The organism is Haloplanus sp. HW8-1 (assembly GCF_023703795.1).
Taxonomy (GTDB): domain Archaea; phylum Halobacteriota; class Halobacteria; order Halobacteriales; family Haloferacaceae; genus Haloplanus; species Haloplanus pelagicus.
Map to the genome: position 1 here is coordinate 131,221 of NZ_CP098520.1, position 13,608 is coordinate 144,828.

Below are 13,608 nucleotides of genomic sequence, written 5' to 3' on the forward strand. Positions count from 1 at the left end.
TGAAGATGTAGTCTGGGATAGAACGATGGCTCGAATCACCGGCTCCTACCCAGATGATCTCGACCTCCTCATTGAGGGCGCTGTCGAGGCTGGTGTGTTTAGTGGCAAAAGCGATGCGTTGCGAGAGTTCGTGCGTGAATACTTCGAGGACCACGAAAGCGAGCGCGTTGCAGCTGCGGTCGCCCTCTACGAACGCGAGCGGATCACACTCGGTGATGCTGCGAGACTCGCTGATGTCGATCGGTGGACGATGCGGGATCTCCTCCGTGAGCACGGTGTTGAGCTCCGCCTCGGACTCGTTGACGAAGACGACGCAGCCTACGAAGTAGAGGCAGCGAGCGAACTCGACTTCGGTGATGAGGACTCGTCTGATGAGGAGCCACGTGCTAAATGACAGATGACGATTCCAGCGAACCGGAGCGTCCTGAACACGACTGTCCTCTCGAATTTCGCCTATATCGACCAGCTGTGGGTTGTTGCTGACCTCTCTGGAATCTGTACGGTACCGGTCGTCCGTGAGGAGCTTGAACACGGCGTTGATGACCATCCATATCTTCAGTCGGCACTCGATACACTCGACGACGAGATTCCCGTCGCGACGATTTCGGACACCGTCGCAAACAGAGAGGCGGTTGTCAGTGACCATCTCGATCCTGGTGAAGCACAGGCATTTGCTTTGGTAGATGCTGCGGACGGTCGTCTACTGACCGACGACGGGGATGCCCGATCGTTTGCGAAAGATCGAGGCGTGACCGTTGTCGGGTCGGTCGGGGTGCTGTTGGCTGCGATCGATGCTGGAAAGATTGATGAGCCAACTGCCGATGAGTGGCTGTCGACATGGATCGATGAAATGGGGTACTACGTGCCATACCAGTCGATTTCGGAATATCGGTGAGATACGCATACCGCTCCCTCCATAGCGGATGCCGTCTTAATGCATGGACGACAGGGCGTGCCTGAGTACTGGCCATCCCTCCTATTGTGACATCACGAGTTCGAACCGCGCCCCGCCCTCAGACCCGTCTGTCATAGACACCGTCCACCCGTGAGCTTCTACGATCCGCTTCACGATGGTTAGTCCGAATCCGGTGCCGCCACTCGTCGAGGAATGGCCCGGTTCGAAAATCTCCTCGCGCCGATCTGCGGGGATCCCAGACCCATCGTCTTCGACGTAGATAGTGTCCTCATCGACACGTCCGACACGAACGGTCACGTCCGTGCCACCGTGTTCGATAGCGTTTCGGAACAGATTCTCGAACACGTGCCGTAATCGGTCGCGATCGCCCTGGAAGGTCATCTTATCAGTTATTTCGAGGGTCGCCGCGTCTGTGTCTACCGTTCCCCAGCACTTCCCGACGAGATCGGTCAGACTGACCGACTCCGTTTCGTCTATCGTCTCGCCCTGCCGAGCGAGCGTCAACGTGTCCGCGATGATCGCCTCCATCCGGTCGAGCGCCCGCAGGAGTGGATCGAGGTGTTCGCTCTCCGTTTGTTCGTCGAGGATTGTTGCGCGGCCCTGTGCGACGTTGAGCGGATTGCGCAGGTCGTGGGAGATAACACTCGCAAACTCGTCGAGACGCTCTTTTTGACGGCGAAGCTGTCGTTCCCGTTCGACGCGGTCGGTGACGTTCCGGGTGATTCCCACGAGACGGGTTACGTCGCCGTCAGTGAGTACCGGCGCGAGATTCGTCTGCCAGATGCGTGCCTCCTCATCGATTTCTAACTCTTCCTGATACGAGATCGGCTCACGAGCCTTGACACACCGGTGATAGTTCGCTTCGAGTTCGGCTCCCGCTTGCTCACCAAATACATCGGGAGGTGTTTCTCCCCGCACCTCTTCGGTCGTGAGACCGGTTTGTTGCTCGTATGCCGGACTGAGACGGTCGAACTCGAACGTAATGTCGTCGTCTGAAACGTTGACATCAACGAAGAAAATCGCATCCTCTGCATTGTTGAGGAGGGCCTCGTACTCTTCAGCCAGTTTGCGGAGTTCGCGTTCCTGTTCTTTCCGCTCAGTAATCTCCCGGCTGTTGAGTAGAATACCGTCGATGACATCGTCTTCGAGTCGATTCCGCATCGTAGCCTCGATCCAGCACCACGACCCGTCGGCGTGTTTGAATCGGACTTCGACGGTCCGGGGTTCGTCCGGGGTCTCAAGAACAGCTTCGACCGCCTCGGCGTTTTTCTCCCGGTCGTCGGGATGGACGTATTCGTAGCCAGAGTTCCCGGCTAATTCCTCGGGATCGTAGCCGAGCACTCGGGTGACCGCGGGGCTCACGTATGTCATCGTTCCGTCAGTGTCGATGATCGTGGCGACGTCGCTCGACTCTTCGACGAGCATCCGATACCGATCCGCCTGATTCTCGATCCGTGTGTCCGAAGTCTCAGTGTCTTCCATTGGTCAGTGGTGTTCGACGGGTGTTCCCCGAACGGATGAGTCGGCAGACACCCGGGGAAGGCTCAATACGACGCCTGTTCCACGCGGTGAGTTATCCACGAATGTGACTTCGCCACCGTACAGCGAGACAGTCCAGTAGACGATCCAGAGCCCGAGTCCGATGCCGTGCTGGAGCGGCGTTTCCTCGCCCTGTTTGATCGTCTCCAGTTCTTGATCCGGAATGCCCGGTCCGTCATCCACAATTTCGATGTCGATCCACCGTTCAGACTGCTTTTCCCTGGACGGTCTGGTGGTGACCGTCACCTCGGGTTCGGGTTGGTCGTTGTGGACGACAGCATTATCCAGCAGTTCCTTCACTGCCAGCTTCAACCGGCTATCTGCTCGAACGTAGAGTGGGTCAGAACCATCAAGATCGAATGAAGCGGTCGAATACTCTTCAGAAACGGTGGTGGCGATATCGCTAACTAACTCCGTCACATTGGTAGCAGTCTCAGCTGATACTTCTTTTTCGAACAATGAGCGCACAGTTTCGGCTTTGTCACCCAGCGACTCCATGGCATCCGATCGTCTTTCGATCGCCCGCACGTGCGCCTGCGATTCGTCATCGCCCAGCGATTCGCGGAGTAGTTCGGCCCGGCCCTGAATCACGTTCATCCCGTTCTTGAGGTTGTGGCGCAAGACGCGATTGAGCACGTCGAGTTGCTGTTTGCGCAACCGACGATTCGTCACGTCGGACTCGATCGTGACGAAGTGCGTGATCTCTCCGTCGTCGTTCGCTATGGGCGAGATCGTCTGGTCGACGTGATACAGCTCCCCGTTTTTGCGCTGATTGATGAGACTTGCATTCCACTGCTCGCCCGAAAGGATCGTCTGCCACATCCGATCGTAGAACTCCTCGTCCTGTTTGCCTGATTTGATGATGCGGGGGGTTCGACCGACGGCTTCCTCACGAGTATAGCCGGTTCGGGCTTCGAATTTCGGATTCACGTACTCGATAGTTCCTTCCCTGTCAGTGATGAAGACCGCATGTCCTGCGTTCTCGACGGCTTTTTTGAACAGCTGTAAGTCCATTTCGCGCTCTTTGCGCTCGGAGACGTCCTCCTGGAACCCGACGTAGTTCTCGACGGTTCCGGCGTCGTCTCTCACCGGCGCGATACTGACGCGGTTCCAGAACTGACTGCCGTCCTTCCGGTAGTTCCGGAGTTCCACGGACACCGGTTCGTCCTTCTCAACTGCCGTGCGCATTTCGGCGACGGGTTCCTCTCGAGTCGCCTCACCCTGGAGAAACCGACAGTTGCGCCCGAGCGATTCCGATTCAGAATACCCCGTCAGCGCTTCGAATCCCTCGTTTACGTAGATCATCGGGTTATCTTCTTGATCGGGATCAGTAATGGTGATCCCGACGGGCGCTTTGTCCATCGCCTGGGACTTCAGTTCGAGCTCTCGTGCGTACGCTTTCCGGTCTGTCACGTCGCGTGCAGAGAGGATTACCGGTGACTGGTCGGAATCCTCGAGCGTCGCGGCCGACACCTCCAACTGTCGCGTTTCTCCTTCCTTCGTCTGACACGTGAGGTCGTCGGTCGATCCCTGCCCCGCCTCCTGTACCTGCTGGAGAAAGGACCGAAACCGCTCTCGATCGTCGGCGTGGATCGTCTCAGTCGGGGATACAGAGAGCAATTCGTCGCGCGAATATCCCACGAGGTCACACGCTGCCGGATTACACTCGGTGATCTCGTCGCCAGATGGAGCAACAACGAAGATCGCGTCGTTCGTCGAATCGAACAGCCGCTGAAATCGAATCTGCACGTCCTCGTAGCGCGTGGACAACTCCACCGACTGCTCACGCCTCGCCAACAAATTCCCCACACGACGAAACAGGGTCGTCCGGTCGACGGGTGCAGCCACCACTTCGTCAATGAGCGGTGGGCCGTCGCCGTTCTGCTCTGACGGCAGCGGGACCGTTCCCCTTGACCCTTCCTGTTGGATCAACAGTACGGGCGTGAAGGTCGGATGGGCCTCTTTTTTGTGCTCGCGTAACGCCTCGCGGTACGTCGGTACCATCTGTTCACCAACGAGATAACAATCGACGGGCTGGAGGGTGTCATCGACGATGACGTCGTATCGGTCGTCGAGGAATTCTTCGAGCGCTTCCCGGTCGTTGTCCCCGTGAATAAAGAGTTGTACCGTGTGTCGCTCACTCACTTCGCGACTCGACCGGTCGGTCATGATTGGTCGGTTGTCTGGTGGTACTCGTCTGGAATGCGATGCGTTGAACTACCCTGCATGATCCCCCGAACGGTATCGAACGGTCCTTCGATAACCAGCCCCTCGCCGGACTCGATAGCAAACCGCTGGAACCGGCTGTCGAAATCCCCGAGCCGTTTTTTTACAACGCCGATCGCTCGGTCCAGTTCGCCGTCGACCTCCACATAAGTGAGAAACACGATGTTGTCCGCGATGTAGCTGGTGTTCGTACTCGTGGCTTCCGGGATGCCGGTGAGACGGTCCGCCTCGTCCGTGACGATGACCGCGATACCGCGATTTTTGAGTATCCGGGTGAGACCGTGCAGCCGGCGAACGAGTCGCTGATCGCTGCCCTGGAGTGAGATCTTGTAGCCCGAGAGCCCGTCGATGAACACCGCGTCCGGTGCGTGCTCGTCGACCTGGTCGAGGACGTGCTGATCGAACTCCTCGGCGGAACGCACGAGCGGTTCGGTCTCTGTCAGCCCCAGTGATCCCTGCGTCCGCATCTCCGAGATCGGGAGTCCGAGGGTTTCCGAGCGATGGACGAACTGGTCGATCGACTCCTCGAAGAGGTATCCGAGCGCTGTCCCACCGTCTTCGACGATGCCCGAAAGTATCTGTGCGCCGGTGGTCGATTTGCCGATGCCGGTCGGACCGCTGATAAACGAAACGGTCCCGCGTTCGATTCCGCCACCGAGGAGACCGTCGAGGGATGCGTGTCCGGTAGAAACGAGTTCCGGATCGAACGTTCGGTTGTCGTGTTCCGGGATGGTCTGTGGGTAGACTTCGATCCCGTGCTCGCGGATTTCGAGTCCGTGGGTGCCGTCGACCTGTCCGAGGCCACGGTGTTTCGGGACCGCGATCCGGCGTTCATGCTCATCGAGGTACAGGTTGATGACGCCGTCGCTGAGCGATTCGAAATCGTCGTGCGTGCTCTCGCGAGTCCGTTCCCTGTCGAGTGTTCGCGTTGCGACTGTCGTCACCTGCCGGTCCCGGAGAAAGCGGATGAGCGATTGCAAGCGCTTCCGGTACTGGTATTCGTCCCGTTCGACGTACTGGAGTTGTGTGATCGGGTCGATGAGAATCCGGGCCGGGTCGACCTCCTCGATTACGTGTTTGATATCCTGCGTGAATTGCTCGGATTCGACTTCGGTCGCCTCGACTAGGTTGTATGACTTGTCCTCGGCGAAAAAGTCCGTTCCGGGCCCGATGTCTAAAAACTCGGCGTCCCGAATGTCGACATCGAGCCGTGCTGCGTTGACGAGAATGTCGTGTCTGGACTCTTCGCCGTGGATGTAGACGACTGTCTCGTCGGCATCGAGTCCCGCTCGTAGGAAGTGCTGGCCGAGCAGGGACTTCCCCGTTCCTGAGGCGCCCTGGACGAGGTACGTACGGCCCCGGATATACCCTCCGTTGAGCAGTTCGTCCAGCTCGGGGATACCCGACGCCACCAGCTTGATTTCTTCGGTCGCCGCATCGCGAGAGTGATCCGACATCGTGTATCATGTTTTGCCAACCGGCCCCGAGGGAGATAAGACGACAGTCTAGATAACGGGATTCGGCGGAGAAGGTGTCTAAAAAATGGGTTCGCTCAATGTGCGGTTTCGACGCTGATAATCTCGAAGCGGACGCCGCCTGTCTGGCTGTCAGTCACGCGGATTTCCCAGCCGTGTGCCTCCACGATCTCCTTGACGATTGCGAGACCGAATCCAGTGCCATCGTCAGCGGTCGAATAGCCGGCCTCGAAAATATCGTCGCGTTCTTCGTCGGGGATTCCCGCTCCATCGTCCGCGACGTAGAACCCGTCAGCTATCTCCCCGACGGTCACCGTTATCTCACCGCCTCCGTGGTTGACGGCGTTTCTAAAGAGATTCTCGAACAACTGCTGAAGTCGGCTCCGGTCAGCCGATATCGTCTGGTCTGTTTCGACAGCGAGCGTTGCGTCCGCACTCGGCGTCGTCTGCCAACACTCCTCGGCCAGTTCCGACAGGGTGACCGGTTCCGTCGTTCCGACTGCGTTCCCACTCTGGGCAAGTGCCAATAGATCATCGATGAGCGCCTGACAGCGATCGACCGCGTCACCCACTTCATCGAGGTGAGGGGAGTCACAATCGGCCTGTGCCAGTTCGAGGCGGCCCTGGGCAGTCATGAGCGGATTTCGGAGATCGTGGCTGACGATGCCTACGAAATCTTTGAGACGGGCGTTTTGCCGTTCAAGTTTCCGTGCACGCTCTTTGCGCTCTGTGATATCTCGGAGTGTCCCGACTGACCCGTCGAACTCGTCACCTTCGTAGGGAAGGACACCCATGTGATCCTCACAGACGATCGGGTCGCCGTCACATGGCTGGATCGTCACTTCGAATTGTACCGTCTCCGGGCCGTCACTCGACAGCAACCGACCCAAGTGGTGTTCTGCCCGTTCGACGGCATCCTCGTCCTTGATGAGTGACGGCGTGCTTCCGAGAATGGTTTTCCGGTCGTAGCCGACCAACTCGACGAGTTCGTCGCTGACATATGTGAATCGCCCCTCCTCGTCGAGCACGTACACGGCGTCGGTCAACGCCTCGATGATCGTCTCGTGCTTTTCGAGTTCCTGCCGACGCTCCTTGCGGTCGGTGATATCGTGACCAGCTCCACGGAGTTTCGTTACCTTCCCACCGGATTCTACGACCGGAGTTATCGTCATCTCGATCAGACGCTCGTCGCCGTCCCCTGGCTGAAGTCGCCACGTGTTGTGCAGTTCCTCGCCCGTCTCGAAGGCCCTGGTGAGTGTTTGCTGAATGTCTTCGCGGTCGTCCGGATGGAACAGTGCTATCGCCTCCTCCAGAGAGATTTCGGCCTGGTCAGGGTGACCGATAATTCGCCGGGTGCCAGCCGTCAGCAGGACAGTCCCGCTCTCTCTGTCCAGTTCCCATCCACCGGTGTCGCCGGCAAACTCCGTCAGCCGGGTCAGTTGTCGCTGTCTGTCGACCCGCTGTGCCTCGCGTCGTGCCTGGACGGCATTGCGGATCCGGTTGGCCAAGAGTTCGTACCGCTCGGTGCCGGAGCCCTTCTGGAGATAGTCGGTAACGCCGGCAGAGATGGCGTCGCTGGCGATGGACTCGCTTCCCTTGCCGGTAAACAGGATGAATGGCAGGTCGGGATACCGCTCTCGGACAGCCTGCAAGAACTCGAACCCGTTCATGCCGGGCATGTTGTAATCCGAGACAACACAATCGGGCCGACGATCATCTATCCTCTCTAACCCACTGTCGGCGGTCGTCGCTGTCTCGACAGTGAACTGGTGGTCCTCTCGCTCGAGAAACATCGCGGTGAGGTCGGCGAAATCGGGTTCGTCATCGACGTGAAGAACCTCCATCATTTCCTCCGTCTCAGTCAGGGCCCTTGCCTCACTCATGTTTCAGCCGAGATAGTTTCCGGATCGATCCAGACGATGTGTCCATCCTCCCGGGCGATGAGGCCGTTGACCATCTCCTCATCGACTGCTTCGACAGAGTCAGGATCGATCGTCAGGATCCGGCGCACGTCCGTTACCGCCCAGCCGGAACGCTCGCCCGTCGTCATTTCGGTATCGAAGACGATCATCCTGTCCTGGCTGATCCCATTCTCTTCGTGGCTATCTGACAAGAGCCTGGCACTCGGATCGATGACTCTCGTCGTCTCACCTCGGAGATCGATCGCCCCTTCGACGTGCGGGGGCGAATCCGGGATCGAAGTCACGTCTTTTTTCGAGCGACTCACGACCTCGGTGACGTACTCGATATCGATGCAGTACTGTTCCTCCCCGAGCGTGAACTCAAGGACCTGGTGTGATCCCATGGGTTCACATCTCCGCGTCGTGATCCGGCGTCCGGCCCGCAGTGTCCGACGCGTGGTGCCCGCCGTCAGCCGCGGCCGGCGATCCCGCTCTCGCCTCAGTTGCTCGACCGGTGCCCGATCCGGTTTCGAAATCCGACACCTGGTCGTGCAGGTCTTCGGCGAGACCGGACAGTTGCTGGATATTCTCGGAGGCTTCGGACAGGGAAGCGGTCTGTTCTTCTGTCGCGGCAGAGACGTTGCTCGCCTCGGCTGCAGTCTGCTGACTGACGCTGGAGACCTCGTCGACCATGGAAACCACTTCCTCCGACGAGGCCGCCTGGTCGTCGGTGGCGTCGCTGATTTCCCGAATTCCGCTTTCGGCCTCTTGCACGGCGTTGGCGATCTCGTCGAACATCTCGATGGCGTCCTCGATCGTGTCAGACCCGCGTTGCACCTGATCGCTCATCTGCTGCATCCCCTCGACGGTATCCTCCGTCGTCCCCTGGACTTCTTCGATGCGCTGTTCGATGTCGGCAGTCGCCTCGGCAGCCTCCTCTGCCAGGGATTTGATCTCGTTTGCCACGACCCCGAATCCTTCACCTGCTTCGCCGGCACGGGCGGCCTCGATCGACGCGTTCAACGCGAGCATGTTCGTCTGTTCGGCTATCTCAGTGATCATCTCGACCACCTCACCGATCTGGTCCATCTTCTCGTCGAGCGTTTCGACCTGCGTGGCTGCCTCGTCGGCCCGGGTTTCGATGGACTGGATCTCCTCGGTCGCCTCCGAGGCATACTGCCGCCCCGTCTCGCCACGCTCGACGGCCGTACTGGCAGTCGAAGTCACCTCTTCGGCCGAGGAAGCGATTTCCTCAACGGTCGCCGACATATCGTTCATTTCGCCGGCCACCTCTTGGAGGTTCTCGCTTTGCGTGTCCGCACCGCGTGAGATCTCTTCAACGGACTCCGCGACCTGTTCGCTGGCCTGTTCGATCTCCTCCGAACTGCCCGCTACTTCCTCGCTTGACGTCGCGACGTCGTCTGCGATCGCCTGAACGCGTTCGACGCTCGCATTCAGTTGTTCGATCCCGTCCGCAAGGTCGCTCAACGCAGTTCCAAACGCTCCCGGGTAGTCCGTGTCGATGTCCTGGGCGAGCCGTCCGTCTCGCAGTCCCTGACTCGCGGTGGCGATCTCGTCGAAACTTCCCGAGACCGCCCCCATGCCGTCGTCGAAGGCGGTGAGGATCTCCCCGTAGTTGCCGGCGCGGTCGGTGTCGATGTCCTGCTCGAGATTACCGGTTTTCAGGTTCTGGCTGGCGGTGCGGATCTCTTCGAAACTGCTGACCATTTCGGTAGCACCGTCGTCGAGGTTGGTCATGATGTCGCCGTAGGTGCCGGGGAAGTCGGTCCGGCGGTCCCGGGTCTCGAGGGCGTCGTCACCGGTTGCGAGGTTGGTGCTGAAGGTGTCGATTTCGTCGAAGGCACTGCGGAGATTGGCCTGCATTTGCTGGAATGCATCGCTCATACGGCCGAGTTCGTCGTCTTCGAGGTGGTCGTCGACTTCGGCGGTGAGGTCGCCTTCACTCATGGCTTGTGAGGCCTCGGAGAGTTGTTTGATCGGGGTGGTGATGCGGCTGGCGACGAAGAGGCCGATGAGGGTAGCCGCGACGAACGCTCCGACAGTCAGTCCGATAATCGTCATGTGGCTATTGTTCGTCGTCGTCGCCGCCGACGCGACTGACGCTTCCATTTTCGCGTCGGCGTCTTCCTCGAAGGCCGTGGTGTCTTCGTCGAGTTCAGTGTAGACGCTGTCTAGCTCGTCCATCTGCTGGTTTGCGCGCTCCTCGTCTCCCGCCTCCATCGCGGCGATGATTTCTTCGCCCTTGGTTTTCGCCTCTTCGTGTTCGGTTTTCATCTCCGAAAGCAACTGCTGTTGCTCCTCGGTGAGGTCGTCACGTTCTGCCAGCGTCGTGTACCACTCTTCGAAGTCTGCCTGGGAGGCACGGAATTCTTCGGCTGCCTCCATCTCGCCCGTTAACACTTCGTGCAGTGCCAGCCGCTCCGATTCGAGGTCGTACTTCATTTCCATCGCTGCGTCTGCCTCGGCGACGTCGTCGTGGACGACGGATTCGAGCTGGTTGTCCACAGTCGTGACACTCGTATATCCGACGAACCCTGTCACGGCCACGAGTACCGCCACGAGCACGAACGCCAGGATGAGCTTCGGCCGCAGGTCGAACCGATCGATTGTCACCTTCTCTAGCATGTGTCATCGTCTCTTGACTATCGCTATAATTAATGTCTCTAGATGACGGGATGAGTATCACACCTGAGAACCGACGACGGTCTCGTTCGCCAACCTCTCCGTTCGAGCCGTTCCCGGGGGTCGCATCCGAGAACGCCTTCCGGACCGCGCTCCTGAGAGTATCCGGTTATCTAGATGAGGGACTTATGACCACATTTAGTCTACACTCACCCCATGTCCGGTTCACCAGAGTATAGCCGGGACGATTTTGGACGGGGCGGTCTCAACGACCAGCTGGACGCGGACTCCTTAGTCGAGGAAATCGGCCTGGATAGATCCGAAATCCGGTGGCGGAAGGATTTCATCGGTTTCACCGACGACGATGTCCGTCGTCTTCGGACGTATCGAGATGACTTCGCGGACAACGCCGACCAGGTGGCCGAGGACTTCTACGACAATCTGACCGACCACGAGGAGACAGTCGAGGTCATCGGGCGGTCGCCCAAGAACGTCGAACAACTCAAGCGAACGCAATCGGCGTATCTCACGACGCTCGTGGAGGGGGAGTACGGCAGGGACTACTTCCGTGACCGGGCCCGTATCGGCAAACTCCATGATATACTGGATATGCCGATGAAACACTACCTCGGCCAGTACGGAGTCTACTACGACCTCATCCTTCCGCTGGTGGGCGACCGCCTCGTCGCATCACTCACTGACCGCCTGACAGATACTGTCGCAGACGGAGGGATGGAGGCCGCCTCTACCGAGGAAGAGGATGCACTGAACCCCGCCGACCTCTCGCGTCGCGCGATCGAAACAGCGGTCGAAGAAGAGGTCGACGACGCCGTGGGGGATATTCTTGCGCTTCTCCGAATCATCAATCTCGACATGCAAGTCGTCACAGACACCTACATTCACTCCTACAGCCAGCAACTCGAAGAGGAGATCGAGCGCAACAGACAACTGATGGCCGAGGTCGAGGAAGACGTGAAACAACCGGTGAGTGACCTCCAGACGAGCGCCGAGGACGTCGCCGAGAGTTCCACCGCAATCAGCGACGCAGCGTCCCAACAGTCCGAACGGGTGGACGAGATTTCGTCCGAGGTAGCGAACCTCTCGGCGACGATCGAAGAGGTCGCCTCGACGGCCGACCAGGTCGAGAGTGCGAGCGACCGGGCGGAAGCCCTCGCGGAAGACGGCAAGGAAGCCGCCGATACTGCTGCCGGGGTGATGGACGGTATCGGTGAGGCAGTCAACGACGTCGCGGACGATGTCACCTCCTTACAGGACCGTGTCCAGCAGATAGATGAGTTCGTCGATGCGATCGACGAGATCGCAGAGCAGACGAACATGCTCGCGCTGAACGCCTCGATCGAGGCCGCGCGTGCCGGCGAAGCCGGTGAGGGGTTCGGCGTCGTCGCCGACGAGATCAAGTCACTCGCCGAGGAATCACAGACCCACGCCAGCGACATCGAGACGATGGTCGATGGCATCCAGACCGATACTGAGGAGACGGCGGCGAATCTCGCCGACACTACCGAACAGGTCGATCGAGGCATCGAGCGGGTTCAGGATGCAATGGATAGCTTGACTGAAATCGTCGAGGCCGTCACCGAAACGGCGAACGGGATCAGCGAAGTCGCAGACGCGACCGACGACCAGGCGGCTGCCGCCGAAGAGATTGCGTCGATGGTCGACGAGGTAGTCGATCGGACCGACCGCGTCGCAGAGGAAATCGAGAGTTTGGCTGCGGCGAACGAGGAACAGGCGGCAATGGTCTCCGAAGTGGAGGCGTCAGTAACGCGTCTGTCTGGTGACCGCTCCGCGACTGACGGCGGGCGGGAAATCGTCACCACGACTAACTCCGAACAGGTGTCGATTCCACAAGACCTTCCCGACGACATGCCGGACTTCGTGATCGAAACGCTCTCGGAGGAGCAGCTGCGGGAGGTGGCTATCGGGAACCGTGATCCGACAGACCTGCTGTGACGGGCGCTTCCGGCGGAAACAGGAACGTATCGACAGTGACAAAGGCGGCACCAGACGCCGGAGATAGAAACAAGAGAGGAGTACTGGATGGTTTCATATTCGGATGCGTCGATGGGTCTACGGGATAGTATCGAGTATATAAGAGACCACGAGAAGGAACTCCGTCTGTTCAACGTCGATCCCGCCGACACGATACACGAGGAACTCGGCGCGTTCTTCAACACACAAAACGTGCGAATTACCGTCAATCGAACGGCATCGGGAAAACCGGAAGAGCTCGCAGTTCTCAGCAACGCGACCGAAGTCCTCGCTGTCGTCGATGTGTCGACTCTCAGGGAGTTACTCGAAGACGTTTCAACAGGGACCGGCGACCTTGGCATTGCCGACAGAGAATACGAGAGTGTTCTCCGTCATCTCAAAGAAACCACGTTCACGTCATGCGATACGGAACAGTTGCTCTACGCGTCCCGGGAGATCGAGGACCGTGCTCGTCGGGTCGGCCAGGGTTCGATTCACACGGGGTTCCAGCGATGTTCAGTCATCGTAGAACAGCGGTCGATTTACGCTGACCTCGCTCGCCGAGGCGTCTCCGTGCGCGCCTACGGCGTCCCCGACGCCACGCCGCCGGATCTCGGTTCCGGTCACGTTCATGCGGTCTCGACAGACGAGGTAGCCGAGACGTGGTTCGTCGTCTTCGACGGGGGTGGCAATAATACCCAGAAGACTGCCTTACTCGCCCACGAACGCGACAAGGACGCGTTCCACGGCGTTTTGACGTACGACCCGGGATTCGTCGACCACATCCTCGAATATTTGAATCGGAGTTACGGATCCCCCTCCGACGGCGTACTCTCCGGCCCCTGACGCCAGTAAATCGAGAGTTCATACCGAAATCGGGCGCCTGGATACAGAAACCGACAAACACTCCGTTGGT

Annotated in this window: 10 protein-coding genes; 4 read left to right on the top strand and 6 right to left on the bottom strand. The window is 59.1% G+C overall.

Translation table 11 applies throughout. The features are described from left to right. The first annotated feature begins 25 nt into the window (after positions 1-25). Positions 26-394, top strand: a complete 369-nt coding sequence (locus NBT82_RS19630; RefSeq protein WP_049934546.1) for a DUF7317 family protein — start codon at positions 26-28, stop codon at positions 392-394. 3 nt (positions 395-397) lie between these two features. Then, positions 398-895: a PIN domain-containing protein gene (locus tag NBT82_RS19635; RefSeq protein ID WP_251331499.1), complete on the top strand. Its 498-nt coding sequence runs from the start codon at positions 398-400 to the stop codon at positions 893-895. Between the two features lie 81 nt (positions 896-976). On the opposite strand, the gene NBT82_RS19640 is transcribed toward NBT82_RS19635, so the two are convergent. The 6 genes from NBT82_RS19640 to NBT82_RS19665 all read right to left on the bottom strand — a co-directional run bounded on the left by NBT82_RS19640 (position 977) and on the right by NBT82_RS19665 (position 10,703). Beyond that, positions 977-2,398 (bottom strand): PAS domain S-box protein, encoded by a 1,422-nt coding sequence (locus NBT82_RS19640; protein ID WP_251331500.1) that lies wholly within the window; start codon positions 2,396-2,398, stop codon positions 977-979. Positions 2,399-2,401: 3 nt separating this feature from the next. After that, the gene (locus tag NBT82_RS19645; RefSeq protein ID WP_251331501.1) at positions 2,402-4,600 is read right to left on the bottom strand and encodes a PAS domain S-box protein; all 2,199 of its coding nucleotides are present in this window, start codon (positions 4,598-4,600) and stop codon (positions 2,402-2,404) included. A 20-nt stretch (positions 4,601-4,620) separates the two neighbouring features. After that, positions 4,621-6,138, bottom strand: coding sequence for an ATPase domain-containing protein (locus NBT82_RS19650; protein WP_251331502.1), 1,518 nt, complete (start codon positions 6,136-6,138; stop codon positions 4,621-4,623). Positions 6,139-6,233: 95 nt separating this feature from the next. Next, positions 6,234-8,039: a PAS domain S-box protein gene (locus tag NBT82_RS19655; protein WP_251331503.1), complete on the bottom strand. Its 1,806-nt coding sequence runs from the start codon at positions 8,037-8,039 to the stop codon at positions 6,234-6,236. After that, on the bottom strand, positions 8,036-8,461 hold the full coding sequence (locus NBT82_RS19660; RefSeq protein WP_251331504.1) for a chemotaxis protein CheW: 426 nt from the start codon (positions 8,459-8,461) through the stop codon (positions 8,036-8,038). Before NBT82_RS19660 ends, NBT82_RS19655 begins: the two co-directional genes overlap by 4 nt. Positions 8,462-8,465: 4 nt before the next feature. Further along, a complete protein-coding gene (locus NBT82_RS19665; RefSeq protein ID WP_251331505.1) occupies positions 8,466-10,703 on the bottom strand; it encodes a HAMP domain-containing methyl-accepting chemotaxis protein in 2,238 nt (745 codons plus the stop codon). A 213-nt stretch (positions 10,704-10,916) separates the two neighbouring features. On the opposite strand from NBT82_RS19665, the gene NBT82_RS19670 reads away from it, so the two are divergent. Then, positions 10,917-12,674 carry a globin-coupled sensor protein gene (locus NBT82_RS19670; RefSeq protein WP_251331506.1) on the top strand — a complete coding sequence of 586 codons (1,758 nt, stop codon included), beginning with the start codon at positions 10,917-10,919 and terminating at the stop codon, positions 12,672-12,674. An 87-nt stretch (positions 12,675-12,761) separates the two neighbouring features. Then, on the top strand, positions 12,762-13,538 hold the full coding sequence (locus NBT82_RS19675; RefSeq protein WP_251331507.1) for a DICT sensory domain-containing protein: 777 nt from the start codon (positions 12,762-12,764) through the stop codon (positions 13,536-13,538). The last annotated feature ends 70 nt before the right edge of the window (positions 13,539-13,608 follow it).

Bases quoted from the DNA above. Each gene is read 5' to 3' on its own strand.
- NBT82_RS19635 (WP_251331499.1), top strand. From the start codon at position 398: ATGACGATTCCAGCGAACCGGAGCGTCCTGAACACGACTGTCCTCTCG.
- NBT82_RS19630 (WP_049934546.1), top strand. From the start codon at position 26: ATGGCTCGAATCACCGGCTCCTACCCAGATGATCTCGACCTCCTCATT.
- NBT82_RS19670 (WP_251331506.1), top strand. From the start codon at position 10,917: ATGTCCGGTTCACCAGAGTATAGCCGGGACGATTTTGGACGGGGCGGT.
- NBT82_RS19675 (WP_251331507.1), top strand. From the start codon at position 12,762: ATGGTTTCATATTCGGATGCGTCGATGGGTCTACGGGATAGTATCGAG.
- NBT82_RS19660 (WP_251331504.1), bottom strand. From the start codon at position 8,461: ATGGGATCACACCAGGTCCTTGAGTTCACGCTCGGGGAGGAACAGTAC.
- NBT82_RS19655 (WP_251331503.1), bottom strand. From the start codon at position 8,039: ATGAGTGAGGCAAGGGCCCTGACTGAGACGGAGGAAATGATGGAGGTT.
- NBT82_RS19665 (WP_251331505.1), bottom strand. From the start codon at position 10,703: ATGCTAGAGAAGGTGACAATCGATCGGTTCGACCTGCGGCCGAAGCTC.
- NBT82_RS19650 (WP_251331502.1), bottom strand. From the start codon at position 6,138: ATGTCGGATCACTCTCGCGATGCGGCGACCGAAGAAATCAAGCTGGTG.
- NBT82_RS19640 (WP_251331500.1), bottom strand. From the start codon at position 2,398: ATGGAAGACACTGAGACTTCGGACACACGGATCGAGAATCAGGCGGAT.